The following is a 25,647-nucleotide window of genomic DNA, read 5'->3' on the forward strand; positions in this document are numbered from 1 at the left end:
CGACGGACGACGGCGAGGACAAGCGGGCTTCCGAGGGGCGGGCTTCCGAGGGGCAGGTGGAGATGGACAGCCAGGGCGGCGGCGCGGATCGGCGGCCGGGACCGAACTCCGGGCCGCGGTGGCGGGCCCTCGGGGCAAGCCTGGACGGCGAGTTGGTGCTGCCCGGGGACGCCGGGTACGAGGCGGCGCGGCTGCCGCGCAACCTGCGGTACGCCGACCGGGCCCGCCCCGGAGCGGTCGCGTACTGCGCCGGGCCCGAGGACGTCGCCCGGTGCGTGCGGTTCGCCCGCCGGTACGGCCTGCGGCTCACGGTGCGCGGCGGCGGCCACTGCTACGGGGCCTGGTCCAGCCGGATGCCGCTGGTGGTCGACGTGTCCCGGCTGTCCGGCGTCCGGGTGGAGGGCGGCGGCCACGCGGAGATCGGCGCGGGCACCCCGCTGATCACCGTCTACGAGGAACTGGCCCGGCACGGCGTGACGGTGCCCGCCGGCAGCTGCCCGACCGTCGCCCTGGCCGGGCTGGCCCTCGGCGGCGGCCACGGGGTGGTCAGCCGCGCGTACGGGCTGACCTGCGACAGCCTGGTCGGCGCCGAGGTGGTGCTCCCCGACGGCCGGACGGTGCGCTGCGACGAGCGGACCGAACCCGACCTGCTGTGGGCCCTGCGCGGCGCGGGCAACGGCAACTTCGGCGTGGTCACCTCGCTGCGGATGCGCACCCACCCGGCCGCCGACCTGACCGCGTTCCGGGCCTCCTGGCCGTACCGGGAGGCGGGCACCGTCCTGGAGCACTGGCAGGACCGGGCGTTCACCGCCCCCGACCGCCTCTGGTCGCACTTCCTGCTGGAGACCCGCCCGGGCGGCCCGGTCACCGAGGTCGCCGGGTTCCTGCTCGGCGGCGGCGGGGAGGAGGAGGCCGAGCGGTGGCTGGACGGGCTGGAAGCCGCCGCCGGACCCGCCCGCGAACGGCAGGCCGTCCGCCGGTCGTACCTGGCCGCCGTACGGGCGAACGCCGGCGGCGAGGCCGTCATCGGGCGCCCGGACGAGCAGCGCGTCGCCTTCGCCGCGGCCTCGCACTTCTTCGACCGCGGGCTCGGCCCGCAGACCGTCCGGGAGACCCTCGCGGTGCTGCGGCGCGTGCCCGACGGCGTGTGCGCCTCGATCTCCTTCAACGTCCTGGGCGGCGCCATCAACCGGGTGCCCGCCGACGCCACCGCCTTCGTGCACCGCGACGCGCGCTTCCTGGCCCAGTGCTACGCCTGGTGGCCCGCCGACGGCCCCTCCGGCCCGTCCGACGCCACCGAGGACGCCGAGGACGCCGCCGTCCGCTGGGTCGGCGAGGCCCGCGAGGCGCTGCGCCCGTACGCCTCCGGCCACGCCTACCAGAACTACCGCGACCCGCAGCTCGCCGACTGGCGGCGGGCGTACTACGGCGCCAACCTGCCCCGGCTGGAACGGCTGCGGGCGCGCTACGACCCGGACCGGCTGCTGGACTTCCCGCAGGCCCTGTGAACGGGCGGCACCGGCTCCCCGGGGGCCTTCGGGAAGGTGAGGGGAGGTCAGGCCGGCACGGGTCGGCAGCTGCGGCAGGCCCGGTAGCCCGCCGCCCGGGCGTCGGCGGCCGAACCGAACGGCACCCGGTGCCGGTCGGTGATGCGGCGGGCGTCGGCGCAGGTCGGGTAGCAGAAGATCCGGGTGGTGTCGCTGCCCAGGAAGTGGGTGCCGTCCGCGGCGAACCGGTGCAGGCGCTCCCCGTCGATGCCCTCGTGCGCGCGCAGCCGCTCGACCAGGTCGGCGGGCAGGCCGCAGTCGAGGGGCCGGCCGTCCTCGTCGCCGAGCCGGTGCACCGGGATCAGCACCGGAACGGGGTTGGCGCGCACCGCCGCCAGCAGGTCCGCCTCGTCCGCGTCCGGCAGCCCCGCCTCGAGGCCCAGCCAGCGCGGAGGCCGCAGTTGGCCGCGCGGGATGGCGCGCACCGCCTCCAGGACGCTGCGCTGCGCCTGCGGCAGGGGGCCGTAGTCGTAGCGCAGCATGCGGTCGCGGCCGGTGCGCAGCGCGCCGACGACGCCGGGCAGCGGTTTGCCGGCGGGCAGCGCGGTGCGGCCGGTGCGGCGCAGGTGGGCTTCCTCGAAGGCCTCCGCGCCGGGGTACCAGTCGACGGGTGCGGCTGCGACGACGGCGCCGCGTCCGTGGGCGACGAACAGGGCGGTGACCGGGCCGTCGACCACGGTGTACCGGTCGTACTCGCGGTCGGCGACGCCGGCGCGTTGCAGGATCCGGATCGCCAGGTCGGCGGGCATCGGTACCTGTAGGGCGTCGAGGCCGGGCACGGTGTGGCTGTCGCTGTCGTTGTCGCTGTCGTTGTCGGGCACGGTGTGGCCGCCGGGCGGTGGGATGTCCGTGGTCCGTGCGGTGGACGCCTTGGGCGTGGCCGTGCCGTTGACCGTGCGCCGTACCGCGTCGGGTGCCGCGTCGTGCGGGGCCTGGCCGTACGGGTCCTGGCCGTCCGGGGCCGCGTGCGGGTGTCCGCTCATCCTCTCACCTCCTCTACCGCCAGCCGGGGTTGGCTGCGCAGTGCGGCCAGCCCCCGTGACACCTGGGCCTTGACGGTGCCTACCGGGCATTCCACCAGCTCCGCGATCTCCGCGTAGCTCAGCTCTCCGACGTGCCGCAGGACCACCGGCAGCCGGTGGTGTTCGGGCAGTTCGGCGAGCGCGGCCACCAATCTCCCCCGTTCGTCCGCGTGCTCCGCCCGCTGTTCGGGTCCGGGTTTGCCGTCCACCAGGGGCAGTTCCCGGACATCCACCCCTTCCGCGGCGGCGGGCCGCCGGGTCAGCGTGCGGACGTGGTTGCGCCACACGTTCGTGCCGATCGCCAGCAGCCAGGCCTTCGGCTGCAGGGCCTGGCGCCGCGCCGGCGGGTAGTCGCGCAGCGCCGTGTACGCCCGCAGGAAGGTGTCCTGCACCAGGTCTTCCACGTCGCGCGACGCCCCGTTCAGGCGCAGCAGCACCGAGTACACGGCGCCGCCGTGGGTGCGCACGAGTTCGGCGAACCCACGGTCGAGGTCTGCCGCGAGCAGCTCGGTGAGCGGAGGAGGCATCTCGTCCATCGTCTCTGAGAACACCGCCGGTGGCGCAGCGGTTGCACCGGGGGCGGGCGGTCCGGCCGGGGCCCTGCCGCGCCTTGCCGGGACCGTGCAGGAAACCGGCGTGGATCCTGCCGGGTCCTGTCGGCGCGGTGCGGGGCGGGGGTGACTAGCGTGGCCGGGGTGGACGTGCGCGAACGTGCGCGAACGTCCGTGACGTGGGGTGGGGTGTGGGGCGATGACACCACTGGGGTTGAGCGTGTCCATCTGGTGGTGGATCGTCGCGCTGGTGACGGTGCTGTTCTGGGCGCTGGCGGTGCCGCCGCAGCCGATCCGGAAGTACCGGATCATGGTGTCCCTGGCGCCGCTGTCCGGAGCGCTCTTCCTGATCGGTCACCTGAGGGGCACGGGCCTGGCCTCGGCACTGTCCATGTACGCGCTGGCCCTGCTGTCGCTGGCGCTGGGGACGGCCGGGCACCTCGGGAAGCTGTCGCGCCGGCACCTCGCGGCGCAGAAGGCGGGCGACACGGACGAGGTGCCGATCCCCGCGGGCCTGCTGGTGCAGCTGTTCCTGTGCCTGACGGCGGGCATGGTGGCGTACTTCGTGATCCAGCCGTAGGCGCTCGGCCGGTCCCGGGCGTCGAGGAGCGGGGCCCGGCGCCGGCCGTGTCCTGCCGGTTCCCCATAATGCCGATCATGACCGATGAGCCCTTGTCCGTGTCCCTCGCCGATCTGCGCGGTGCGTTCGACGTGCTGCTGAGCCGGCTGGAGGCCGCGACGGCGGGCGATGCCGTCGCCCTGGACCAGGACTACTTCTGGGCGGTTCCGCAGGACGAGCTGTACGACGTGACGAGGGAGCCCGGCGACCTGACGATCGGCTCCCTCGGGGAGTCCTGGGGGCAGGTGCGGGAGCTGCTCGCCGACCGGGACCGCGCTGTCGGGCACCACCTGGTGTGGCTCGCCGACGTCCTGCGGGCGGTCGGGCGGGAGTATCCGGCGTAGCGGGTCGTGGGTGCGCCGGCGAGGTCTGTCACCCGGGTCGGCCTCACGCCGGCGGGCGGCCGGCACGTGGCCGGCCGCCCGTCGGCGGCTCCCGCCGGGTGGGCGGGTGTCAGAGCGTGGTTCAGCCGAGGGTCAGCGACCTGGAGTGCGTCCGCCAGGCCTCGTCCACCGAGACGGTCTCGCCCTTGTAGCTGGGGCTCGCGTAGCCGGTGGCCTGGGCGCCGGTGAACAGGTTGAACCAGCAGTTGGCGTACGGGCGCAGCGAGTACACGTGGTTGGTGAGCGGGGCGGGGATGTCGAACGAGTAGTCGGCGCTGTTCCCGTTGTAGCAATCGTGCGGGCCGGTGAAAGTCACCGATTCACCCTCGAAGAAGAAGTCCTGGTAGATCGTCCCCAGGACGACCAGGTTGGACAGGCCGGCCGAGCTGTTCAGCTCCTCGGCGAACGCGCTGTCACGGGCGGCCGCGGCGGCGCTCAGCGGGGCGTCGGTGACGTGCCCGCCGGTGGCGTAGCCGATGGCCTCGCGGTAGGTGCCGAAGCACTTCGACTGCCCGCCGTCCGCGTTCACCACGCAGTGCCGGTTCGAGGTTCCGGACGCCGCGGGCTGGGCGACGGCCGTGGCCGCGCCGGACAGGGACAGCGCGATCGCCGCCGCCGCGAGGGCGGTTCCGGTGCGCTTGAAGGAGCGTGCCATGCGTGATCAACTCCTGGCTCAGATGGGCGACTTGTCGAGCACCCGCGCTGGGCGGGGTGCTCTTCGCCGATTCTGTGCGAGGCCGTTCGGGGCGGGGTATCCGAGAAATCTAGGACATGTCCGCGTCATCTTGCGTGCGGCCCGGCGGGCGCCGGGCGGACGCAGAGCGGCCGCCAGCCGTGAAGCCCCGACCCGGGCGAGTCGGGGGTTCACGGTGGCCGGCAAGGACTTCCACCTGTTCCACGGGGCGGTGACCGGGATGCGGCGGGATTGCCGTTGTCGGATTCGAGGAGAGCTTGGAGGATCCGATCCCCAGCCAGCGGGACGACGCAGCCGAGCCGTTGCGAGCGAAACGAATCCGATCCTCCTGAAAGGCCGGGCAGGAGTACATTCCGGCCGGCCCGCTACGGGGTGTGGTCACCGTGACGGGAGGCGGCGGACAAACGCGCCTTCTCCAGTTCGGCTACGAGCTGTTCGACCCGCCGATTGGGCGTGTTCCCCCACCCGTAGCCCGCCAGCATCGACAGCTGGTCGATATTTCCCGAGGCCAGGAGCAGTTCCGGGACGTCGGAGGAGAACAGTGTTCCGGTGACGACGGCGGGCCTCACCTCCTGGATCTCGGGCCAGGTGTAGGAGCGTGACTTGAGCAGTCCGGAGTACTTCACACCGGCGTCCCCGAAGGCGACGCCGTAGATCGGGGCACGGACTGTCAGTACCAGGCCCGGAACGCCGGCGCCGAGGATGGGGATGAGGTCGTCGAGCCTGGTCGCATAGGCCACTCCCGAGACGCCGACCAGCAAGAGCACGAGCCCGATCAGGAAGTAGACGAGTGCCCAGGGATTGTACCTCTTGTGCATTTTCCATTTCCACGTTTCTGGTGCGTCGGGGCGCCGCCCGATACGGACGGCGCCTCGACGGGTTGGTTCAGTGGATCGGAATCCACCGTCGGATCAATCTAGAATCTGAACGGCTTGAAAACGAAATTCAGCACCGACGGAACGATGGCGGCCACCGCCCTCGAACGAGTGATTGGGTGGCTCGCCGGCGCCCGGCCAGCCACCGGCGGGGCACCAAAAAGCAGTCCGTGCAAGCACGTTCGAACGACATGCGTGCTCGGGGATGCGCCTGGGCACTCTCGGGTGCCATCACACGGGCGGCGCGAGGCTGCGATGCGGACGAGGGTGCTTGGTACTCGGTACTCCGGGCCGTGGACGAGGCCTGCGAGGTCGTCGGCAGCGGTGCGGTCAGGCGATGCGGACCGTCAGGGGGCCCGTGCCGCTCGCGTGGGCGAGGTGGGCTGCTTCCTTTTCGAGCGCCTTCAGGGGAAGGGCGGCGCTGTCCGGGAACGGGGTGACCACCAGGTCCTGGCCGGTGGTCTCCCAGACGCCGACGATCCGGCCGTCGACCACGACGGTCGGGGAGATCCACCCGGACTGGCGGCTCACCAGGGTGCGGTGCCGCGGCGCGAGCAGCAGTTCGTCCTTGGTGCCGGGGCCCAGGACGTACTGGTCGAAGCCGCCGAGCAGGCGCACTCCCTCGGACGGGGTGGTGGTGGCGAGTTCCTCCGCGTGCTCGGTGAGGATGAGCGCCTTGCGGCCCTCGAACTCGACCTCGGTCAGCCGGTCGCCCATGCCCTCGAACCATCGGCGCAGCTTGGGCTTGCTGGTGCTGTTGAGGCACAGCCAGCGGTCGAACACCTCGGGCGTGGCGGGGCCGTGGGCGCCGAGGTAGGAGGCGATCACCACGGGCGCGGCCTCCTCGGGCGCGGGCACGCCCTTCCAGTCGGCGAACCGGCTGGCCGGCTTGACGAAGGTGACCTTGTTGCCCCGGCTGGGGCCGTGGCACAGCACGCCGCGCCAGGCGAGCGGCTTGAGGACGGAGCCCCAGCCGGAGCGCAGCCGCTCCTCCATGCTCCTGAAGCGCTGGTCGGCGACGAGGCGGGTGACCAGTTCGTCGCGGGTGAGGGCCGCTCCCCCGTCGAGGATGCCGGAGACCTCGTCGGTCAGCGCGTCGATCTGCTCCGGGCTGACGCCGGAGGCCTTCTGCCAGGAGGGCTTGAGCCAGGTGCCCAGGTCCGCCATGAGCGACAGGTAGGCGCCGGCCTCGGCGGGGCGCAGCAGGTGGAGGGTGCCGCGTACGGCCCAGGTCTTCAGGAGGGTGCGGTCGGTGACGGCCTGGTCGACGCCGGTGGGGTCGGGGGTGGACTGGCGTAGGGCGACGGCGAGTTCGGCCGCGCTCCAGACCTGGGCCTGGACGCCGGCGAGTCTGCTGACGATCTCGCCCGCGCTGCCGCCGGTCCGCGGGTCGAGGTACTGGCGCCGCATCCGCCAGGCGGTCACCTGCTCCCGGTCGACCTTCATGTCGCCCCCCCCTTTTCCAGCCAACGGGTTCCTCACCCTACACCGCGTCGGACGGGGTGCCTTCGGGGGCAAGTGGCCTGGTGGAAAAGGGGGTTCGGGGTCGGAGAAGCCGGTCGGGTCAGAGGAGCTTGCGGCGGCCGGTCTCGCCCCTGAGGCCGCCCACGTTGACCGGTTGGAGGATGACGGTGATCGCGCCGGCCGAGAAGTGCTGTACCGGGCCGCCGGTGTTCCGTCCGTGGAAGCTGTGCGGCAGTGCCTGTCCGGTGGTCGGGTCGGTGCCGGCGGTGTACATGTCGATGATGCCCTCGTGTCCCTGGCGGGCCTTGGCGTCGTTGCCGTCGGCGGCCTGTTCCACGGTGATGTGGTCGTCGCCGTCGACGGCGACGACGGCGGCCACGTGGTAGGGCCAGCCGCTGGTGTTGTCGGGCCGCTCGTGGTCCCCGTGCCACGCGGTCTCCACGATGGCGAACGCCTGGCCGGGGTTGGGCCGTTCCTCGCCGTTCGCGTTCGGGCCGCCGGGCCGGGCGTTCGCGTAGGCCGTGGCGCCCTGGGCGTTCTCCTGGTCGCCCAGGCCGAACTGGTGGCCGCCCCGGGCGAATTCGCTGGCGTCCTGCCCCAGGGCCAGCCGCTGCTGGTGCATGATCTCCTCGGCGGTGTGGGCGCAGTCGGCGAGGAAGGCGGTCGACGGCTCGTACTGCGCGTACGTGCGCCCCGCGATCTGCCCGCTCTGTCCGGTCGGCGTGCAGTACCGGGGCGCCGGGGCGCCGTCCGCGACCCAGAGGACGGTGGTGTCCGCGCCGGCTTCGACGGTCATGAGGTAGAGGCCGCTCTGCGAGACCCGTACGGGCCCCAGTTCCTCGGTGTCGACCTCGGCGAAGCGCTGGACGGCCGTCGCGCCGTCGCCGCGCGCCGCACCGTGGGTGCCCCGGTCGCCGTGGGTGTCCCGGTCGCCCGGCTCGGGCCTGCGGCTCATCACCCGGTGCGCGTTGGCCTCGGCCTCGCGCTCGAAGCGGTCCCCGGGGTGGGAGATGCTCAGTCCCGACCCGTTGTCGGTACCGGCCACCGGGCCCTGGCGCTGCTGGATGACGTGCGTCAGTTCGTGGGCGAGGGTGTGCTTGTCGCCGCCGCCGTCGCCGATGACGACGTGGCTGCCGGAGGTGTAGGCGCGGGCGCCCACCTCGGCGGCGGAGGCGCGGGCCGCGGAGCCGGTGTGCAGGCGGACGTCGGAGAAGTCGGCGCCGAGGCGGGACTCCATCTCCCGGCGCAGCGTCCCGTCCAGCGGCTTGCCCGGCGCGCGCAGCACCTCGTGCACCGCGGACAGCTGCACCGGCTCGGCGTCGCCCTGCCGGTGGCGGTTGCGCTGGAGCATCCGGACGACGGCCGCGTTGCCGGTGGTGCGCTGCAGTTCGAGGAGCTTGCCGGGCGTCTGCCCGTCCGGGGTCCGTCCCGCCCGCGTGGCCGCGGCCCTGGTGGCGGGCTGCGGCTGCCTGTCCTGCTTCGCCGGCTCGTGCGCGTGCATGGGACTCCGCTCGTAGGGCTGGCCGTTTCGCTGTGCCCTCCCTGCATACCCGGTGCGGCGCTCGCGGGTAAGGGGTGGACGGGCACGATGCGGTGCCCGTACAGGCAGCGCGCTCCGGGCCGGTCCGGGCCGCGGGCCGGTCGAGCGGGGGCCGGTTCAGGCCTGCGGGCCGGCGTGGGCGATGTGCACGGGGTCGGGGACGTCCTCGACGGTGGTGCGGCGGCCGGTGGGGAGCAGGTCGGTGCTCTCGAAGGGCTCCAGGGTCTCCCGGCCCTCGGGCATCACCTGGTGGTGCCAGCGGCGCAGCAGCGGGTCGGGCTCGTCGGGGAGGTAGAAGGAGTTGTGGACGACGGCCTGCGCGCCCACCAGGCCCTCCTCGCGGGCGGTCGGGCTGTCGAGGACGGTCACCACGTCGCCGTTCTCGAAGGGCGGTGGTGTCGCGGCCTCCTCCTCGCCGACCTGGGCGCCGCGGACGGCGGGGTGCAGGAAGGTGTCGGTGCCGGTGCGTTCCCAGGCGGGCCAGTCGCCGTCCTCGTCGGGGCTCAGGCCCAGGGCGCGCAGGCAGTCGGCGGTGGCGGAGGTTGGCGTCAGCTCGACGTCGTAGTGGAGCAGTTCGGGGGTGCGCGGGTACGGGCCCCGGGAGGTGACCGTGGCGCGGCCGAACGGGGCCAGGGCGGCGGCGACTTCGCGGGTGAGCGCGGCGTCCTGCTCGGCGGGGGCCTCCAGCCAGAGGTTCATCCAGACGAGGCGGTGGGGGGCCAGGGCCATGGTGCGGTCGTCTCCAGGGTGGTGCGGTCGGTGGTGCCGGGAATTCGTCCGGGTTTTCCGGTCAATTCACTGACGGCTGGGCATTGTTGGGGGATTTTGCGGAAGAAGGGGCGGCGCCGGCCCCGATGGTCGTTTTCTCCATCGGGGCCGGGCCGAAAGGCGTTACCGCCCGGGGCGGTTCACCGTATTCAGTGCGTCACGTATCCGTCCGGGGCGATGTTGGCGTGCTCGAAGTCCTTCCCCTGGTTCTTGCCGCTGGAGAAGATGGAGAACTTCGTTCCCTTCTTCACCTGGACGTCCCATTCGTCCTTGCCGTCCGTCGCCTTCTTCCAGAGGTTGCCGTAGGCGTCCTTGAAACCGCCGCCGCGTTCCGGCTTGCCCATCCAGCCCTTCGGCGGGACGAACGGCACGGGGCCCTCGAGGTCGGTCGGCAGGTTGTGCTTGATCGCCGCGGCCCGCAGCTTGGTGTTCGTCTTGTACGCCTTCTCGGCGTCGCGGGCGAGGGAGTTGAGTGTGGCCACGCCGTCGCCGAGCTTGGTCACCGACATGTGCTTGAGGCTCTGGGCGGCCCATTCCACCCACTTCATGTCGGTCGCCCGCTTGGCGATCTTCTCGTTCTTGGCCAGCAGCTTGGCGATCTTCGCCGGCTTGCTCGCGGCGTCACCCAGGTACGGGATGAAGCCGACGGCGGACAGGCCCGCGCCGGTCCAGTCGCCGCGGAAGAGGCTGAGGACGCCCGAGGCCCCGTCGCTGATCGGAGTGGGGTCGAAGATGCCGGCGATGTCCAGCGCGAGGGTGGCGGCGTCGGCGGCGGAGATGCCGCCCTCCATGACCAGTTCCTCGTCCGGGTGCTCCGGCTCGTACCCGTCGTCCGAGCCGCCCGGGTCGCCGGGCTCGGCCGGGGCGGTGGCGTTCGCCTGGGCCTCCTGCCGGGCCAGGTCCATGGCGTGGGACAGCGCCTGGCCGGCGGCGGCGAGCGCCTCGGCGGCGCTCTGGCCGGCGGCGACGGCGGAGTTGTACGCCTGGTCGGCCGACTCGTAGGCGGCGCGGGCCGAAGCGGCGGCCGCGGTGGCGGAGTTGGCGGCGCGGTGGGCGGACTGGGTCGCCTGGGCGGCCGAGGTGCCGGCCGAGGCGGCCGCGTTCTTCGCCGTGGCGGCCGAGGCGGCGGCCTGGCGGGCCGAGGCGTCGGCGGCGGAGGCCGCGGCCGAGGCCTGGCCGGCGGCGACCGACGCGGCGGCGGCGGAGTCGCTGGCCTGCCGGGCGTAGCCCGCGGCCTCGGCGGCGGCGCCGCGCGCGGTGGCCGCGGCGGCGGCGGCCTCGGCGGCGTTGCGGGTGGCGGTCGCGGCGATCGCCTTGCCCTCGGCGACCAGGCGCTGGACGCTGGCGACGTGGACGGCGTCGGTCTGGTCGCGCTGGGCCGCCACGTACTGGGTGACGGCGACGAAGTCGCGCAGCAGCGGGGCGGGCCCGGAGAGCGCGACCTGGGCCGCGGCGCGGACCCGCGGTCCGCCCTGGACGCTGAGCCGCAGCGCCTCGACCTTGTCGTCCTCCTCGCGCGCCCGGTACTGGCCGGTGGCGACGAAGGCGCGCAGGGCCTCGGTGGTGCCGGCGTCGAGGGCGGCCGAGCCGGCCTCCTTGACGGCCTTGCCGCCGGCGTTCATCAGGGCGAGGACCTGGACCCGGTAGTCGTCCTTGAGCACGGTGTGCTGGCCGGTCTCCAGGAACGCCGCCCGCTGGTCCGCGGGGGTGTCGAGGGCGGCGAGGGCGGCCGTCTTGAGGGCGGGGGTGCCGGTCGTGGCGAGGTTGGCGATCTTCGTGTAGTCGTCCTGGGCCGCCGCCTCCTGGCGTCCGGTGGCGAGCCACTGCCGGACGTCGGCGTCGGTGCCGGACAGGGCGGCCTCGGCGGTGCGCTCGGTCCACGGCGAGCCGGTCGCCATCAGGTGGACGGCGGCCTTGCGGGCCTTGGCGAGGGCGGTCGCGGGCTCGGTGCCGGGCGCGGCGGCCTCGGCCAGGAGCTGCTTGGTCTCCTCGTCCTGGCGCTGGGCCTCGGCGCGCTCGGTCGCCTGGGCGGCCTGCTGCTCGGTGTACTGCTGCTTGAGCTCCTCGGCGGCCACGATGGCGAGGTCGCGGTTGCTCTCCAGGGCGGCCTTCTCGGCATCCCGGGCGGTCTTCTCCACCTGGTCGGCCTGGTTGGCGGCGCTGGTGGCCCGCTCCGCGGCCTTGACGGCGGAGTTGGCGTGCTCGGTGGCGAGGTTGGCCCAGTTGCCGGCCTGGCCGGCGTGGTTGGCCGCGTCCTCGGCCGCCTGGGCGGCGGCGGTGGCGTGTCCGGCGGACTCGGTGGCGGCGGCGCGCGCCTGCTGGGCCGCCGTCAGGGCCTGCGTCGCCATCGTCTTGGCGGTGCCGGCGGCGGCACTGGCGGTGGCGGACAGGCGGCGGGCCTTGGCGGCGGCCGCGTTCGCCCGCTGGGCCTCGGCCTGGGCCACCGCGCTGTTGCCGCCCGCGTCGGCGGCGGCCTGGGCGGCGGCGGCGGCGTGGAGGCCGGCGTCGACGGCCTGGCCGACCGAGGTGAGGGCCTCGGTCAGGGCGCCGACGGCCCGGTACACGGACTCGGCGGCCGTGGTGGCGCCCTGTGCGGCGTCCCGGGCGGCCTTCGCGGCGTCCCGGGCGGCGGCGGCCTGCGACTCGTCCTTCGCGGCGGCGGAGGCGGCCTCGTAGGCGCGGGCCGCCGCCCGTCCCGCGGCGGCCGCGGCGGACGCGGCGGCGGACGCCGCAGCGGAGGCGGTGCGGGCCGCGCTGCTGGCCGCGTTGGCGGCGTTGATCGCGGTGCGGGCGGCGTTGGCCGCGCTCTCGGCGGCGTCGGCGGCGCGGTGGGCGGCGGCGGTCGCCTTCTGGGCGGAGCCCTGGGCGGCGGCGGTCTCGGCGGCCGCCTTCTGGGCCGCCTCCTTGGCCAGGCGCGCGGCGTCGACGGCGCGGCCCGAGGCCTCCTTCGCGGCGGCGGTCTCCTTGGCGGCCTCCTGGCCGGCCTGGCGGGCGGTCTCGACGAGCTGGCCGACCGTCATGGCCTCCTGGTCCTGGGCGCGGGCCGCGTACTGGCCCTCCCGCAGGAACTCCCGTACGGCGCCGGCGCCGGCGCTCAGGGCGGCGCTGCCCGCGCTCTTCACCTGCGGGCCGCCGAAGTTCATCAGCCGCAGGGTCTGGACCCGGTCGTCCTCCTCCTGCGCCTTCTGCAGGTCGACGGAGAGGAACTGGGCGACGGCCTCGGGTGAGCCGTCGTTGAGGGCCTTCTGCCCGGCCTCCTGCACCGCGGTGCCGCCGGTGTTCATCGCGCGCAGCACGCTGACCTTGCGGTCGTCGGCCAGCGGCGCGTTCCAGCCGGTCGCCAGGAAGGCGTGCACGTCCTGCGGCGTTCCGGCGAGCGCGGTCTGCGCGGCCTCGCGCACGCCGGGCCCGCTGACGTTCAGCAGCTGGAGGACGGCGAGCCGCTCGTCCTGCTCGGTGGCGATCCTGCGCCCGGTGTCCAGGAAGGCGGCGATGTCGCCGTCGGTGCCGGCCAGGGCGGTCTCGGCGGCGGCCCGCACGGAGTCGCCGCCGGTCCTCCACTCGGCGACGGCCTGGGCCCGCGGGCTCGCGCCGGGTGTCCCGTCCGTCGCGGTGGCGGTGCCGGAGAGCGATCCGGTAGTGAGAACGATCACGGTGGTGGCCGCCAGGAGACGGGCCGTCAGTCCGTTGCGTGGCCGTAGGGGGGATGCGGCCTTCCAGCGCCCCCCAGGTATCTGCTGTGTCATATCCCCTCGAAAACACGTCAGTTCGGTAGAAGGACCGATCGGTTCGGCCCGTCCGACCGCACATGATGGCACGTCGGACGGAAACTTTGGATACCGCTCCTTGGCTGACGAGCGGTCAAGGCATTACTTTTCGCTCCTGGTTCGCAATCCCTTGCATCGTGGACATCTCGGGGTCGGCGGACGCCCCCGATGGTGATATCAATGTCCCCGTCAGTTCGGTGGGGGGATGGCAGGTCCTGGAATGCGCGTGCCCGTGCACGGCGTCCGTCCGGGATCCCGCGGGTCTTCGCACCGGCGGGACACTTCATGACGGAAAAGACCACATCCATGGGGGGTGAGGAGCCCGAATGAGGGCCTCTTCTCGAATCCTGGCCGCCGCCGCGACGGCCGGTCTCACGCTTCTCGCCGGAACCGCCGGCGTCCCGGTCGCCCACGCGTCGACCACCGGTACCGCACCGTTCACCGTCGAGGACTACTCCTACCCGGGCGCGGACCGCATCCTGGCCGAGTCGGGCATCCGCCTGAAGTCCGGCAACGGCAACATCACGCTCACCACCTGCTCGGCCGGTGGCGGCGGCCTGCTGCGGATCATGGCGCGCACCCGGGACGACATCTGCTTCCGGATGACCGGCACCGTCGGGCGCCTGAGCCTCGAGGTGCCGCGGGTGCACGGCATCCAGAGCGACGGCGTGCGCGACGTGTCCGTGTCGATGTCCGTCGACGGCACCACCACCTCGTTCAAGGTGGACAAGAGCCTGTGGACGGCGGTCGGCGAGGCCGCCGACCCCCAGAGCCGCCCCCACACCCTGCTGGACATCACCGCCACCGGGCCGGTCTCGTCCAACTCCGGTCTGTCGGACCGCCCTTACGTGGCCAGGCTCGACATCGGCGGCCGCGGCTGCACCGGCACGCTGGTCGACCCGCGCTGGGTGCTCACCGCCGCGAGCTGCTTCGCCGACGACCCCGCCCAGTCCCTCGCCGTCCCGGCGGGCGCCCCGAAGAAGCGGACCACCGTGACGGTCGGGCGCGGGGACCTCAACGGCACCGGCGGCCACACCACCGACGTCGTCGAGCTGGTGCCGCGCGCCGACCGCGACCTGGTGATGGCCCGTCTGGACCTGCCCGCCTACGGCATCACCCCGGTCGCCGTGGCCGCCACCGCCCCGGTCCAGGGCGAGGAGCTGAAGGTCACCGGCTACGGCCGCACCCGCACGGAGTGGGTCCCCGCCGCTCCCCACACGGCGGCGTTCGGTGTCGGCACCGTCGAGGCCACCGGCATCGACGTGGCCGCCAAGGCCCCCGCCGACGCCACCGTCTGCCTGGGCGACGCCGGCGGTCCCGCCGTCCGCGAGACGGCCGGCAAGGCCGAGGTCGTCGCCGTCACCAGCCGCTCCTGGCAGGGCGGTTGCCTCACCTCCGCCGAGACCCGCACCGGCGCCTACGAGACCCGGGTGGACGACCTCGGACCGTGGATCACGGCCCTGCGGGACCGTCGTTCCGCCGCCGTGAACGAGGCCGGCACCGGCCGTCTGCGCTTCACGGACTTCGACGGCGACGGCAAGCCCGACTACGTGACGGTCGAGGACAACGGCTCGGTCAAGGTCTGGCTCAACCACGGCGGCGACCCGGCGGGCGGCTGGCAGGGCATCGGCCAGGTCGCCACCGGCGTCACCTCCGACCGCTCCCGCGTGCGGCTCGCCGACTTCGACGGCGACGGCAAGGCCGACTACATCGTCGTCAACCCCGACGGCTCCGTGAACGTCTGGCTCAACCACGGCGGCGACCAGGTCCGCGCCTGGGAGCCCGTCGGCCGCGTCGCCGTCGGCGTCACCAACCGCCAGGACCAGGTCCGCTTCGCCGACTTCGACGGCGACGGCCGCGCCGACTACCTGGTCATCGAGGACAGCGGCGCCGTCAAGGTCTGGCTGAACCGCGGCGGCGACATCGCCGGCCCCAACGGCTGGCAGGGCCTCGGCCAGGTCGCCACCGGCGTCACCTCCGACCGCTCCCGGGTGCGGCTCGCCGACTTCAACGGCGACGGCAAGGCCGACTACATCGTCGTGAGCGCCGACGGCTCCGTGAACGTCTGGCTCAACCGCGGCGGCGACCAGGTCGCCCCCTGGGAGTCCGTCGGTCGCGTCGCCGCCGGTCTGACGACGGACAACAACGCCGTCTTCCTGACGGACTTCACCGGTGACGGCCGCGCCGACTACCTCTGGAACGCCGGCGACGGCAGCACCAGCGCGTACGCCAACAAGGGCGGCGACGGGCACGGCGGCTGGGACTTCCTCGGCCGGATCGCCTCCGGCGCCTGAGCCCGGGCCCCCGATCCCGGACCGTTCCGCCACCGGATCCACCATCCGCGTGGACGGGCCCGAGCGACCGCCGTGCGCGGCGGCCGCTCGGGCCCGTCCCGTGTTCCCCTCGCCTCCCCAAGACTGGAAACCCTCGTGAAACGCGTCTCCCTGATCGCCCTGGCCGCCCTCACCGCCGCCATGGCCCCGACCGCGGCCTCCGCCGGGACCCCGGCCGCGCCCGCTGCCGTGACCTCCGCCGCCGCCGCTGCCGCGACCCCGGCGCCGGCTCCGATCCCGATCAAGGTCATGCCGCTCGGTGACTCGATCACCGACGGGGCGGGCAGCACCACCGGCGCGGGCTACCGCGCACCCCTGTGGGACCTGACCGCCCAGCAGTCCCCGTACACCGTCGACCTGGTCGGCACCTCCTCCTCCGGCACCGTCGCGGACCCCGACCACGAGGGGCACAGCGGCTACCGGATCGACCAGGTCCGCGCGGACATCGACCGCTGGCTGTCCGCCGCCGACCCCGACGTCGTCCTGCTGCACCTCGGCATCAACGACCTGAAGTGGGACGCGAACGCCGACCCGGTGCAGGCCGCCCAGCGGCTGTCCGACCTGGTCGACCGCATCTTCGCCGACAAGCCGGGCGTGACCGTCGTCGTGCAGGGCCTGCTGACCGCCACCCCCGGTCTGGAGCAGAAGACCGCCGTGTTCAACCGCGAGTTCGCCGCGCTCCAGGACCGGGGCCAGAACCCGGCCGGTGGGGCCGCCGGCCGGCACTTCCGGTACGTGGGCCCGGCGGACCTCGACGCCGCGGCCGACCTCCCGGACCGGCTGCACCCCAACGACGGCGGCTACCGCAAGATGGCCGAGGTCTTCCACCGGGCGCTGGACCAGGCCGTCGCCGACGGCTGGACGTCCCGCCCCGCGGCCCCCCGGGCCGGCAACGAGGTGGGCGGCAGCGGGCGCGTGCGGTGGGCGGACTTCGACGGCGACGGCAAGCCCGACTACGTGACGGTCGAGGACAACGGCGCCGTCCGGGTCTGGCTCAACCACGGCGGCGACCCGGCAGGCGCGGGCGGCTGGCAGGGCATCGGCCAGGTCGCCACCGGCGTCACCACCGACCGCAGCCGCGTGCGGCTCGCCGACTTCAACGGCGACGGCAAGGCCGACTACATCGTCGTCAACCCCGACGGCTCCGTGAACGTCTGGCTCAACCACGGCGGCGACCAGGTCGCCCCCTGGGAGCCCCTCGGACGGGTCGCCACCGGCGTCACCAACCGCCAGGACCAGGTCCGCTTCGCCGACTTCGACGGCGACGGCCGCACCGACTACCTGGTCATCGAGGACAGCGGCGCCGTCAAGGCCTGGCTGAACCGCGGCGGCGACCCGGCCGGCGCGGGCGGCTGGTACGGCATCGGCCAGGTCGCCACCGGCGTCACCACCGACCGCAACCGCGTGCGGCTCGCCGACCTCGACGGCGACGGCAAGGCCGACTACCTCCTGATCAACCCCGACGGCTCCGTCGGCGCCTGGCTCAACCACGGCGGCGACCGCCACGGCGGCTGGCTGCCCACCGGCCGGATCGCCACCGGCGTCACCGACCACCAGGAGCAGGTCGCCCTCGTCGACTTCGACGGCGACACCCACGCCGACTACCTCCTGACGGACACCGGCGGCGCCGTCACCGCCTACGCCTACCGCGGGGGCGACGGCGCCGGCGGCTGGGCCGACCTCGGCCGCATCGCCGGCGGCGCGTAGCGGCGCTCCGTCACGTTCGCCGCCCGGGCCCGGATCCGGGCCCGGGCGGCGAACGTGACGGATGCCGGTGTCCGGTGCGCTGTCATCGAGTGGATCATGGAGTATGTTGAACGCGTTCAAATAGAACCGGACGGGCCCGACGGCCCGTCCGGCGAGGCGTCTTGGGGGAAACGCGATGAAGGTGCTCAGGGGTGTGGCGGCGGCGGCCCTGCTGCTCGGGCTCTGCGGCTGCCAGGCGGCCGCGGGGGCGGGGGCGGGCTCCGCCGGGTCGGGATCCTCCGGATCGGACTCCGCGGAATCGATGGCGGAAGCGGTCTCGATCAACCCCCTCGACGGCAGCCGCCTACTGGAGACCGCGACCGAGAACGCGATGGCGGCCGGATCGGTCACGGCCGAGCTCCGGGCCTCGGTGATGGGCCAGCCGGTCACGGGGAGGGTCTCCGTGGACGGCTCCCGCCACTGCGTCGGGTCCCTCGAACTGTCCAAGCTCGGCCCGGTGGACTTCCTCTCCGACGGGACCCACGCCTGGCTGAAGGCCGGCGAACGCCTCTGGGGCGCCGAGCGCGGCGCGGTGATCGGCGACAGGTACGTCACCGGCCCCGAATCCGACGGCGTGTTCCGGTCCCTGACCGTCTTCTGCTCCGCCGCCGACCGGGCCCTCACCGGCGACCTCGGCCTCGGCGAGGTGACCGGGCAGAGCCGTCGGCGGACGGGCGGAACCACCACGGTCACCCTGGTCGACCGCGACGGCGCCCAGGCCGAGGTCAGCGAGACCGGGACGCCGTACGTCACCCGGCTCCGCTCGGGCCGGAACGCGGAGCCGTTCGACTTCACCTACCGCGACTACGGGAAGGCGCTCGCCTTCACCCCTCCCCCGGCCGACGCGGTCGTCGACGTCGCGACCGCGCTGCCGGCCCCCGCCGAGCGGGCCGACGGCTGACCCGGCCGGCGGCGTGACGCGGCGGCAGCGGCAGCGGCGCGCAGGCCCGGGGCCGGGCTCGACAGGACCGGTGTGGCGGTCGTGGTCCGATGCGCGGCCTCCGCCATGGACGCCTGGGCGAGGACGATGACGTCCGCCCCGTCCACGGCGTCGACGGCGGCGGTGATCGCGGACAGGTAGCCGGCGTGGTCACCGCTCTCGAACCAGTCCCAGGCGCCCTCGACCACCGTGGCCGTCACCGTGACCGGCCGGCCGGACCGGGCGGCCTCCTCCTCGACGAGGGCCACCGTCGGGCCGACGGTGCCGGCCAGGGCGGCGATCACCACGACGCGCGTCGTGGTCCGGCCCCCGCCGGGCGCGGCGGCGACGGCGGCCGCCGCCATCGGACGGTCGACGCGCAGCACGGGCACCCCCAGCGCCTCGGCCCGGGCCTCCGCGACCCCGCCGATCGTCGAGCAGGTGCACAACACCGCCGCCGCCCCCTCGGCGACCGCCGAGGCGAGCACCCGGTCGATGTCCCCCGCGACGGACTCGGGCCCGTCGGCCCGGGCCCCGGCCAGCAGCTCCTCGGACACGACGTGCCGCAGGGGCAGCCCGGGGTGGTCGCGGTCGCGCAGCGCGTCGAAGACCGGGACGTGGACGGACGAGGTGTGGAGCAGCGCCAGCATGCGCGCGATGCTAGCCGCCACGGTCGAACGCCCGACCGGCCGGGTGGGGCGGTGTGCGGGTGCGGGCTGCGCACCTGCGGCACGGCCCTCACCCCCACCGCTCCCCCGCTTCCGGCCGGCCCCGCTGGAGCACCTGCGGGACGTTCGGCGAGGGCAGGGCCAGGGGACGGCCCCGGGGCGGGCGGCGGCGGCTCAGGGGGCGGTGAAGAGCCCGGGGAAGGACGGGGCCAGCCAGGGCCGGCGGCCCCAGGCGAGCACCTTGCCGCGGGCGATGGCGCCGGTGGTGGAGTAGCGGCCCAGTGCGAGCAGGAAGAACGCCACCGGTTCGATGAGGATCGTGCAGTCCGGGCGGCGCGGCGGTTCCTGGCCCACCACGACGGTGCCGTCGGTGAAGGTCACCGTGAACCCGCCCTGGCCGCGCAGCCGCAGCCGGTAGCAGGCGCTGTGGCCGGCCGCGGTGCGGGCGTCCGTCACCAGGGGCATGGCCGTGCGCAGGAACGGCATCGTCAGGGCGACGCGTCGCCGGTCGATCGGGTGTGGCCGGCCGAGGGCGACGGCGATGTCGTAGAGGTGGGCCAGCATGTGGGTCAGCAGGTAGGAGCCGAGGGTGTCCAGGTCCATCGGGCCGAGTGGGGTGAGCATCGGTTCGGTGCCGGTGCGCGGGCCGGCCGCCGTGGCGAACTCCCCTGCCTGCCGGGCGATCTGCTCCGCGAGTACGGCGGGGTCGCGTTCGGTCCGCTCGGCCAGTGAGGCGGCGTTCGCCGCGGCCAGCGCGCCCGGGGTGCCGTCGCCGTACGGCCGTTCCTCGCCGGCGGCCAGGGCGGCCATCAGTTCGTTGGCCATCGCCAGGTGGGCGGCTGCCTCGGCGACCGTCCACTGGGCGCCGGGGATCCGGGTGTCGCCGCGGCAGCCGGCGAGCAGGGGGACGGCCTCGTCGCCGACCGCGGTGACCGCCTCGAACAGCGTGGTGCGCACGGCACCGGGAGAGTGCTGGGGGAACGTCATGGTGGTGAAGACTGGTCGAGTTGCGCACCGGTGTCCAGTGAAGTTGACAGGGCCGGGAGAACATGCGTTCCAGCGGCTCCTCCCCGGGCGGGGAGGGGCCGGTTCCGGGGCGAAGGGCCGGGCCGGTTCCGGGCCGGTTCGCGAGTTCGCGTCCGCAGGCAACCCGAACGGCCTCCCATCGCGTCGAGCTGCCGTGAGAGGAAGAACGACACTGCGGCCGGACCGGCCGCCACGGCAGACGGGGACGGCACGGGCACCATGGCGGGGACGACGGCAGGATGACGAACGCGATACCTCCGGACTTCGAGGAGTTCGTCGCCGCCTGCGGGCCGAAGCTGCTGCGGACGGCCTGGTTGCTGACCGGCGACCCGCACCAGGCCGAGGATCTGCTGCAGACGGCGCTCGCCAAGGTCTGGCCCAAGTGGGCGCGCATCGCGCCCGACCGGCCCGAGGCGTACCTGCGGAAGGTCCTGGTGAACTGTCACGTCTCCTGGTGGCGGCGTCGCTGGACCGGGGAGCTGCCGCACGGGGAGATGCCCGAGCCGCAGCCGGAGGAGGACCCGTTCGAGGGGGTGGTGCTCGGCCAGGTGGTGGCCGAGGCGGTACGGTCGCTGCCGCCGCGCCAGCGGGCGGTGGTGGTGCTCCGTTTCTTCGAGGACCTGAGCGTCGAGGAGACCGCCGAGGTGCTGCGCTGCAGCACGGGCACCGTCAAGAGCCAGACGCACCGGGCGCTCGCCGCCCTGCGCGGACGGCTGCCGGCCCGGGAGCTCCTGCTGAACGGGGGACCTCGTGACCGGAACTGACCTGCTCGGCCCGTACGGGCCGGGCGACGGCGGGCACGACGAGGATGAGCTGCGGGTCCTGCTCCACCGGGCCGTCCCGGCCCTGGCCTCTCCGAAGGACCGGGTGGAGCGTGTCCTCGCCCGGGTGGAGCGGTCCAGGCGCCGCCGGCGGGCGGCCGGTCTCGCGGCCGGGCTCACCGTCGGCCTGGCCACGGCCGTCCTGGCCGCGGCGCCCGCGCTCGCGCCGGCCCCGGTGCGGGGGGTGGGGCTGGGGCCCGCGGGCTCCGTGTCCGCCCCGGCGCCCACGGTGCCGCCCGCCCAGGCACCGACGGGAACTCCGTCCGCCCTTCCCGGGCCGCCGGTCTACTTCCCGCAGTTGCCGGAGATGGTCGTCGCCCTGCCGGTGAACTGGCACATCCTGGCCCTGCCGGCCGCCACGCCGAAGGACAAGTTCGGCTACCTCGGCACCCAGCCGCTGGGGCCGTCGTGCACCTCGGGCGCCGCCTACTGTCCGATCTCCGGGCTGCTGCCCGTGGACGGCGCCGTCGTCGGGTTCCGACTGGTGGACGACGGCAGCCGGGGGCTGGCCGAGAAGCTCGCCCCGAGCCCGTCCGGGCTCAACGAGTCGGGCTACCTCGAGCAGGAGTGCGCCACGCTCGGCGGCAACCGCGAGCTGGGCGGCCGGCGCGCCGTCGACCGCGCCGGCTCCCGGGTCGTGGTCGAGGTGACGGCCTGTCTGCGGCAGCCGTCCGAGTCGACGCTGCGGCAGGTGCGGCAGGTGTTCGACACCATCCGGTCCGCTCCGGCCGGCCAGCCGCCGACCACCACCGCCGTGAGCCCGGCGCCGACACCGTAGGGGACGGGCCCGGGGGTAGCCAGGCCGGGCCGGCCTGACTACCCCCGGCGGCGAACCGCCGGGTGTTCGCCGCCCTTCGGGGGTCGTCGGGGGCGGGTTCGGGCAGGCGGGTGCCCGTCCCGGGGCCGCGGTGGGCACAGCGCGCATGGCTGCGCCGCGGCCCGTCCCCCTCGACGGGCCGCGGCGCAGCGGCTTCACCGGGTGTCAGCGCGTACCGGTCACACGGCCTGCCACAGGGCCGGGACGTTCGGCGGCTCCCAGCCGACCTGGGCGGTGTGGCCCTGGAGGCAGCGGTAGCCGACGCCGTTGTAGGTCACGGCGTCGCCGGCCTGGTAGGTGGTGCCGGCGGCCCAGGTGCCGCCGGGGTTGGGGGTGCCCCCGCCGCCGACGGTGAGGCTGTACTGGGCGGTGTGGGTGGTGGTGCCGGCGGTGCCGGTGACGGTGATCTGGTAGGTCCCGCCGGCCGCGGTCGCGGAGGCGGAGAGGGTCAGCGTCGAGGACGAACCGGCCTGCACGGAGGAGGGGTTGAAGCTCGCGGTGACGCCGGCGGGCAGGCCGGAGGCGGTCAGGGTGACGCTCTGGGCGGTGCCGGAGGTGACGGCGGTGCCGACGGTCGAGGTGGTGGTGGCGCCGGGCTGGACGGAACCGGAGGCCGGGCCGAGGGTGAGCGAGAAGTCGTTGCCGCCGTTGCTGCTGCAGGTGGGGTCGCCGGCCTGGGCGGGGACGCTGACGGCGTCCCAGGCGGCCTTGGTCCGGTTGAAGAAGGTGCAGGTGGGGTCGAGGTTCTTGGCGGCGGTCAGGGTGGTGGTGCGGTAGCGCTTGTAGGTCATGCCGCTGGTCTTGAGCAGCATGCCGCCGTAGAAGACCTGGCCGGCCTGCTTGACGCCGATGCCGGTGACGGTGGAGTTGTTGCAGGTGGGGCTGGTGGGCTTGCCGCCGCCGGGGTTGGAGCCGTTGGACAGCAGGTAGAACCAGTGGTTGAGCGGGCCGGCCGCGGCGTGCACCTCGGTGCCGGGGATGGCGGAGGAGTAGCAGTTCGGGTCGTTGTTGACCAGGGACGGCTGGTAGAGGTTGCGGATCGGGCCCTGGCCGACCAGGTTGATCATGCGGCCGACCTGGTAGTCGGGGTAGTCGTAGGGCGCGGGCTCGTTGTTGTACTCCTTGGTGAGCGCGCCGAAGATGTCGCCGGTGCCCTCGCCGAGGCCGTTCTCGTTGTTGGCGCCGCCGGGGGTGTACTGGTCGATGCCGTGGCCGAACTCGTGGCCGACGACGTCCTGGGCGGCGATCCACTCGCCGCTCTGGCTGTGGCCGATGGAGACGGAGCTGCCGTCCCAGTAGGCGTTGACGTCGTTGAGGCCGACCTTGATGGGCCAGCTGCCGCCGTTGCCGTCGTGGCCGTTGCGGCCGAGCCAGTCGCGGAGCATGTCCCATTCCTTCTGGGCCGCCCACATGGCGTCGCCGCAGCCGGTCTCCTTGGTGGAGGGGCTGCCGTTGCCCCAGGAGTCGCTGGACTTGGAGAAGACCTGGCCGGTGCTGTAGTCGGAGCAGCTGAGGCCGGGGCGGTTGGGGTCGCGCAGCGAGTAGGAGCCGCCGGAGTTGGTGGTGCTGATGGTCAGCGGGCCGGGGCCGTTCCACTTGCTGTTGACGGTGCCGGCGCGGGCGTCGTCGTAGCTGTCGACGACTTCGCCGGTGGTGGCGTCGACGAAGACGTGCAGGGTGCTGGGCGCGGCTTCGGTGTGGCCCTTGAGGACGGTCTCCCAGGCGAGGCGGCTGCTGCCGTCCTTGACCCGGACGACCAGGCGGCGGGTGTCGACCGTGTCCACGGCGGCGAGCTTGGTGCGGGCGGTCTTCTCGGCGTGTTCGGCGCTGACCTGCGGGGTGGTCGGGGCGCCGAGGGGGCCGGTGGTGGCGGACTGCTGGGCGCGGACCTTGCCCTGGGCGTCGGCGAGGACGACGGCGTCGCCGCCGACCACGGGCAGGCCGTGGTAGGTGCGTTCGTAGGACACGGAGTAGAGGCCGCCGAGCCAGGGGGTGACGGTCTTGCGCTGGTAGGTCTCGTCGGGGCCCTTGGCCAGGGCGTCGAGGCCGGCGCTCGCGGCCGCGTCGGCGGCGTTGACGGCGGCGGCCGGAGCGCTCGGTGCCGGGGTGGGGGCGGGCGCGGCGGTGGCCGGCCCCGCGGTGGCGGCGATCATGCCGGCCAGCACGGTCAGGGTGGTCGCGGTGGTCAGCAACCGGCCTGCGGTGACTCTGTGTTGCATCGAGGCTCCTCGCGTGTGGGGGTCCTCGACCGCGGACGGCACAGGGGCCGGTGGCGCGCCGCGGGGCCGTGTGTGGGGACGGCCGTGCGGGCCGTCCGCGCTCGGGTGCCCGAACACTCACACGACGTCATGCCCGGGTCAATGCCTGGTGCGGGTGGTGCGCGGGGCTGGCGAATTCCGTCAAGCCGGCGGGTCCGGTTTTGCGCCAGGCTGCGGTTTTCCTGCAGTGGTTGAGACCACATCAGGTGTCGGGCGGCGGCGCGGCGGAGCGGGGCCGGCCCGCGGTGACGTGCCGCGGCGGTGGGCCGGTTCAGCCGTCGCTGCCGATGGAGCAGTTGGCGTCGGGGGCGTGGACGAGGGGCCAGGCGAGGGTGTCCAGGACGGCGTTCCTGGCGGCCGGGTCGAGGTGGACGATGGGCACGGCCTTGTTGTACGGGTTGCCGTACTGGTCGAGGCAGATCCAGCCGCTCGCGCCCTCGACCCGGTTGTCGCCGTGCAGCCGTCGCCAGCTCTGGACGACGTCGTCGGTCGAGGGCACCTTGACGTCCCCGACCGTCTGGTTGCGGATGCCCGCGATGGCGGTGGAGACCGAGTCGTAGGTGATGATCACGCGGCCGTCGCGCAGGTCGGCGGGGCCGATCGCGTCGGGTGCCTTGGTGTCGGGTTCGCCCAGCAGGTCGGCCAGTTCCTTCGAGGCGGCCTTGGAACCGCCGGGGGCCTCGGTGCTCTTCTCCCCGAAGGTGTCGGGGTGGGCGAGGGCGGTGTAGCGCACGGTGATGCCGGCGCCCGTGGTGAGGGCGTCCCACTTGTCGGCGAACTTCGCGTCGACCATCAGGGTGGAGGCGTGCGAGCCGCTGATGACCGTGTAGTGCTTGTTGCACCTCCGGTTGCCCAGTTCGACGAGGAACTGGCGCAGTTGGACCGGGCGGCCGGCGAAGTAGAGGGTCGTGGCGGCGGAGGTGCAGATGCTCGGCACCATCTGGTGGAAGTCGTTGGCGAGGTTGCCCTCGTCGTTGAAGTCGGGCGGCGACTGGTAGGTCTCCGGTGCGTTGGGGGCGCCCTTGGTGAGCTTCTCGAAGGTCTGGCGCAGGGTGGCGAGGTAGTTGTCGTTCTCACGCGTGTCCTCGATCACCAGGGCCTCTTCGGGCTTGATGGCCGCCCCGTACGAGCCGAGGGCGCCGGCCTGGTCGGAGTTGCCGGGGGCGATGCGCGCCAGTCCCGGGTAGCGGCGCGGGTCGGCGGGGGTGTTCTTGATGTCGTCCGCGGTCATGGGGCCGGCGACGACCGGGATGTGCTTGTCCGCGGTGAGGTAGCGCACGGCCTGTTCGGTCTCGGTGATGCTGATGTTGATGCCGGCGACGGCCCGCAGGTTCTGCTGGTCGTCGGCCGCGGCCCGGGCGAGCTGATCGGCGACGGGGCGCCACTCCTTGTAGCCGCGGCCGGGGTTGGCCAGCACCAGCCGGATCGGGGGCTGCCTCCTGTTCTTGTTCCGCTCGTCGTTGGCCCAGTGCTGGGCCAGGTAGGCGCCCTGCACCTGTTCGACCAGCTCGCGCCGTTCGGCGGGCGCGGCGGAGGTCATGGGGATCATCAGTGCGACGGTGACGGGCGAGCTGCCGGCCACGCGGTCGTTCTCGGCCTTGATGCGGGCGCTGACCTGCTTCAGGTCGTCGGTGAAGACGTAGGCGCCGTCGGTGACGCCGACGCACTCGTGCTGGTCTCCGCGCTGTTCCACACCGGGGGCGCAGGAGGGGTCGTCGACCAGCCATGCCTCGTATCCCAGGTAGCCGCCGGTGGCCAGGACGGCGACGGCCACGGCGGCCGCCAGTGCGCGGTTCAGGGGCCCGTCGGGCAGGAACCTCATGGTCGGG

At 74.0% G+C, this 25,647-nt stretch carries 19 protein-coding genes and 2 pseudogenes; 8 read left to right on the top strand and 13 right to left on the bottom strand.

Annotation, left to right across the window (positions count from 1 at the left end; translation table 11 throughout):
- Positions 1-62: 62 nt before the first annotated feature.
- Positions 63-1,508 carry an FAD-binding oxidoreductase gene (locus ACGF13_RS35245; protein WP_392883258.1) on the top strand — a complete coding sequence of 482 codons (1,446 nt, stop codon included), beginning with the start codon at positions 63-65 and terminating at the stop codon, positions 1,506-1,508.
- 47 nt (positions 1,509-1,555) lie between these two features.
- Here ACGF13_RS35245 and ACGF13_RS35250 read toward each other — a convergent pair whose 3' ends face one another.
- Both ACGF13_RS35250 and ACGF13_RS35255 read right to left on the bottom strand, forming a co-directional pair.
- Positions 1,556-2,530 carry an Ada metal-binding domain-containing protein gene (locus ACGF13_RS35250; protein ID WP_392883260.1) on the bottom strand — a complete coding sequence of 325 codons (975 nt, stop codon included), beginning with the start codon at positions 2,528-2,530 and terminating at the stop codon, positions 1,556-1,558.
- Positions 2,527-3,096, bottom strand: coding sequence for an RNA polymerase sigma factor (locus ACGF13_RS35255; RefSeq protein WP_392883261.1), 570 nt, complete (start codon positions 3,094-3,096; stop codon positions 2,527-2,529). Before ACGF13_RS35255 ends, ACGF13_RS35250 begins: the two co-directional genes overlap by 4 nt.
- A gap of 238 nt (positions 3,097-3,334) precedes the next feature.
- Here ACGF13_RS35255 and ACGF13_RS35260 point away from each other — a divergent pair, with 238 nt between their 5' ends.
- The gene (locus ACGF13_RS35260) at positions 3,335-3,700 is read left to right on the top strand and encodes a hypothetical protein (protein WP_392883262.1); all 366 of its coding nucleotides are present in this window, start codon (positions 3,335-3,337) and stop codon (positions 3,698-3,700) included.
- A gap of 77 nt (positions 3,701-3,777) precedes the next feature.
- A complete protein-coding gene (locus ACGF13_RS35265) occupies positions 3,778-4,083 on the top strand; it encodes a hypothetical protein (RefSeq protein WP_392883264.1) in 306 nt (101 codons plus the stop codon).
- Between the two features lie 121 nt (positions 4,084-4,204).
- On the opposite strand, the gene ACGF13_RS35270 is transcribed toward ACGF13_RS35265, so the two are convergent.
- The 6 genes from ACGF13_RS35270 to ACGF13_RS35295 all read right to left on the bottom strand — a co-directional run bounded on the left by ACGF13_RS35270 (position 4,205) and on the right by ACGF13_RS35295 (position 13,116).
- Entirely contained in the window at positions 4,205-4,777 is a 573-nt protein-coding gene (locus ACGF13_RS35270; protein ID WP_392883266.1) for a hypothetical protein, read from the bottom strand.
- Between the two features lie 404 nt (positions 4,778-5,181).
- The gene (locus ACGF13_RS35275) at positions 5,182-5,634 is read right to left on the bottom strand and encodes a hypothetical protein (protein WP_392883267.1); all 453 of its coding nucleotides are present in this window, start codon (positions 5,632-5,634) and stop codon (positions 5,182-5,184) included.
- A 387-nt stretch (positions 5,635-6,021) separates the two neighbouring features.
- Positions 6,022-7,137, bottom strand: a complete 1,116-nt coding sequence (locus ACGF13_RS35280; RefSeq protein ID WP_392883268.1) for a winged helix DNA-binding domain-containing protein — start codon at positions 7,135-7,137, stop codon at positions 6,022-6,024.
- A gap of 118 nt (positions 7,138-7,255) precedes the next feature.
- Positions 7,256-8,656, bottom strand: coding sequence for a DUF4157 domain-containing protein (locus ACGF13_RS35285; protein WP_392883269.1), 1,401 nt, complete (start codon positions 8,654-8,656; stop codon positions 7,256-7,258).
- 156 nt (positions 8,657-8,812) lie between these two features.
- On the bottom strand, positions 8,813-9,424 hold the full coding sequence (locus ACGF13_RS35290; protein ID WP_392883270.1) for a hypothetical protein: 612 nt from the start codon (positions 9,422-9,424) through the stop codon (positions 8,813-8,815).
- A gap of 188 nt (positions 9,425-9,612) precedes the next feature.
- Positions 9,613-13,116, bottom strand: coding sequence for a hypothetical protein (locus ACGF13_RS35295; protein WP_392883272.1), 3,504 nt, complete (start codon positions 13,114-13,116; stop codon positions 9,613-9,615).
- A 440-nt stretch (positions 13,117-13,556) separates the two neighbouring features.
- On the opposite strand from ACGF13_RS35295, the gene ACGF13_RS35300 reads away from it, so the two are divergent.
- The 3 genes from ACGF13_RS35300 to ACGF13_RS35310 all read left to right on the top strand — a co-directional run bounded on the left by ACGF13_RS35300 (position 13,557) and on the right by ACGF13_RS35310 (position 18,210).
- Positions 13,557-15,524: an FG-GAP-like repeat-containing protein gene (locus tag ACGF13_RS35300; RefSeq protein ID WP_392883274.1), complete on the top strand. Its 1,968-nt coding sequence runs from the start codon at positions 13,557-13,559 to the stop codon at positions 15,522-15,524.
- Between the two features lie 135 nt (positions 15,525-15,659).
- Positions 15,660-17,270, top strand: coding sequence for an FG-GAP-like repeat-containing protein (locus tag ACGF13_RS35305; RefSeq protein WP_392883276.1), 1,611 nt, complete (start codon positions 15,660-15,662; stop codon positions 17,268-17,270).
- 175 nt (positions 17,271-17,445) lie between these two features.
- Positions 17,446-18,210, top strand: a complete 765-nt coding sequence (locus tag ACGF13_RS35310) for a hypothetical protein (protein WP_392883278.1) — start codon at positions 17,446-17,448, stop codon at positions 18,208-18,210.
- Here the strand turns inward: ACGF13_RS35310 and ACGF13_RS35315 are convergent.
- Complete coding sequence (locus ACGF13_RS35315; protein ID WP_392883279.1) at positions 18,114-18,878, bottom strand: aspartate/glutamate racemase family protein; 765 nt, start codon at positions 18,876-18,878, stop codon at positions 18,114-18,116. The two genes, ACGF13_RS35310 and ACGF13_RS35315, sit on opposite strands and share 97 nt — an antisense overlap.
- Positions 18,879-19,070: 192 nt before the next feature.
- Positions 19,071-19,883, bottom strand: a complete 813-nt coding sequence (locus ACGF13_RS35320; protein WP_392883281.1) for a maleylpyruvate isomerase family mycothiol-dependent enzyme — start codon at positions 19,881-19,883, stop codon at positions 19,071-19,073.
- Positions 19,884-20,161: 278 nt separating this feature from the next.
- Between ACGF13_RS35320 and ACGF13_RS35325 the strand changes: the two genes are divergently transcribed.
- Together ACGF13_RS35325 and ACGF13_RS35330 are read left to right on the top strand one after the other, a co-directional pair.
- The gene (locus ACGF13_RS35325; RefSeq protein WP_392883283.1) at positions 20,162-20,686 is read left to right on the top strand and encodes a SigE family RNA polymerase sigma factor; all 525 of its coding nucleotides are present in this window, start codon (positions 20,162-20,164) and stop codon (positions 20,684-20,686) included.
- Positions 20,673-21,521: a hypothetical protein gene (locus ACGF13_RS35330; protein WP_392883284.1), complete on the top strand. Its 849-nt coding sequence runs from the start codon at positions 20,673-20,675 to the stop codon at positions 21,519-21,521. Before ACGF13_RS35325 ends, ACGF13_RS35330 begins: the two co-directional genes overlap by 14 nt.
- Before the next feature lie 218 nt (positions 21,522-21,739).
- Here ACGF13_RS35330 and ACGF13_RS35335 read toward each other — a convergent pair.
- The 3 genes and pseudogenes from ACGF13_RS35335 to ACGF13_RS35345 form a co-directional block, all read right to left on the bottom strand.
- Positions 21,740-21,865 (bottom strand): annotated as a pseudogene (locus ACGF13_RS35335) (carbohydrate-binding protein); the annotation flags it as partial.
- 12 nt (positions 21,866-21,877) lie between these two features.
- Positions 21,878-23,749 (bottom strand): annotated as a pseudogene (locus ACGF13_RS35340) (M4 family metallopeptidase); the annotation flags it as partial.
- Positions 23,750-24,089: 340 nt separating this feature from the next.
- Complete coding sequence (locus ACGF13_RS35345; protein WP_392883285.1) at positions 24,090-25,640, bottom strand: hypothetical protein; 1,551 nt, start codon at positions 25,638-25,640, stop codon at positions 24,090-24,092.
- Between the last annotated feature and the right edge of the window lie 7 nt (positions 25,641-25,647).

This window comes from Kitasatospora sp. NPDC048286 (assembly GCF_043201735.1).
Classification (GTDB): domain Bacteria; phylum Actinomycetota; class Actinomycetes; order Streptomycetales; family Streptomycetaceae; genus Kitasatospora.

Excerpts from the sequence above, each read along its gene's own strand:
- ACGF13_RS35300 (WP_392883274.1), top strand. The coding sequence starts at position 13,557 with ATGAGGGCCTCTTCTCGAATCCTGGCCGCCGCCGCGACGGCCGGTCTC.
- ACGF13_RS35270 (WP_392883266.1), bottom strand. The coding sequence starts at position 4,777 with ATGGCACGCTCCTTCAAGCGCACCGGAACCGCCCTCGCGGCGGCGGCG.
- ACGF13_RS35345 (WP_392883285.1), bottom strand. The coding sequence starts at position 25,640 with ATGAGGTTCCTGCCCGACGGGCCCCTGAACCGCGCACTGGCGGCCGCC.
- ACGF13_RS35285 (WP_392883269.1), bottom strand. The coding sequence starts at position 8,656 with ATGCACGCGCACGAGCCGGCGAAGCAGGACAGGCAGCCGCAGCCCGCC.
- ACGF13_RS35290 (WP_392883270.1), bottom strand. The coding sequence starts at position 9,424 with ATGGCCCTGGCCCCCCACCGCCTCGTCTGGATGAACCTCTGGCTGGAG.
- ACGF13_RS35265 (WP_392883264.1), top strand. The coding sequence starts at position 3,778 with ATGACCGATGAGCCCTTGTCCGTGTCCCTCGCCGATCTGCGCGGTGCG.
- ACGF13_RS35325 (WP_392883283.1), top strand. The coding sequence starts at position 20,162 with ATGACGAACGCGATACCTCCGGACTTCGAGGAGTTCGTCGCCGCCTGC.
- ACGF13_RS35250 (WP_392883260.1), bottom strand. The coding sequence starts at position 2,530 with ATGAGCGGACACCCGCACGCGGCCCCGGACGGCCAGGACCCGTACGGC.
- ACGF13_RS35245 (WP_392883258.1), top strand. The coding sequence starts at position 63 with ATGGACAGCCAGGGCGGCGGCGCGGATCGGCGGCCGGGACCGAACTCC.
- ACGF13_RS35310 (WP_392883278.1), top strand. The coding sequence starts at position 17,446 with ATGAAGGTGCTCAGGGGTGTGGCGGCGGCGGCCCTGCTGCTCGGGCTC.
- ACGF13_RS35275 (WP_392883267.1), bottom strand. The coding sequence starts at position 5,634 with ATGCACAAGAGGTACAATCCCTGGGCACTCGTCTACTTCCTGATCGGG.
- ACGF13_RS35255 (WP_392883261.1), bottom strand. The coding sequence starts at position 3,096 with ATGCCTCCTCCGCTCACCGAGCTGCTCGCGGCAGACCTCGACCGTGGG.
- ACGF13_RS35280 (WP_392883268.1), bottom strand. The coding sequence starts at position 7,137 with ATGAAGGTCGACCGGGAGCAGGTGACCGCCTGGCGGATGCGGCGCCAG.
- ACGF13_RS35320 (WP_392883281.1), bottom strand. The coding sequence starts at position 19,883 with ATGACGTTCCCCCAGCACTCTCCCGGTGCCGTGCGCACCACGCTGTTC.
- ACGF13_RS35315 (WP_392883279.1), bottom strand. The coding sequence starts at position 18,878 with ATGCTGGCGCTGCTCCACACCTCGTCCGTCCACGTCCCGGTCTTCGAC.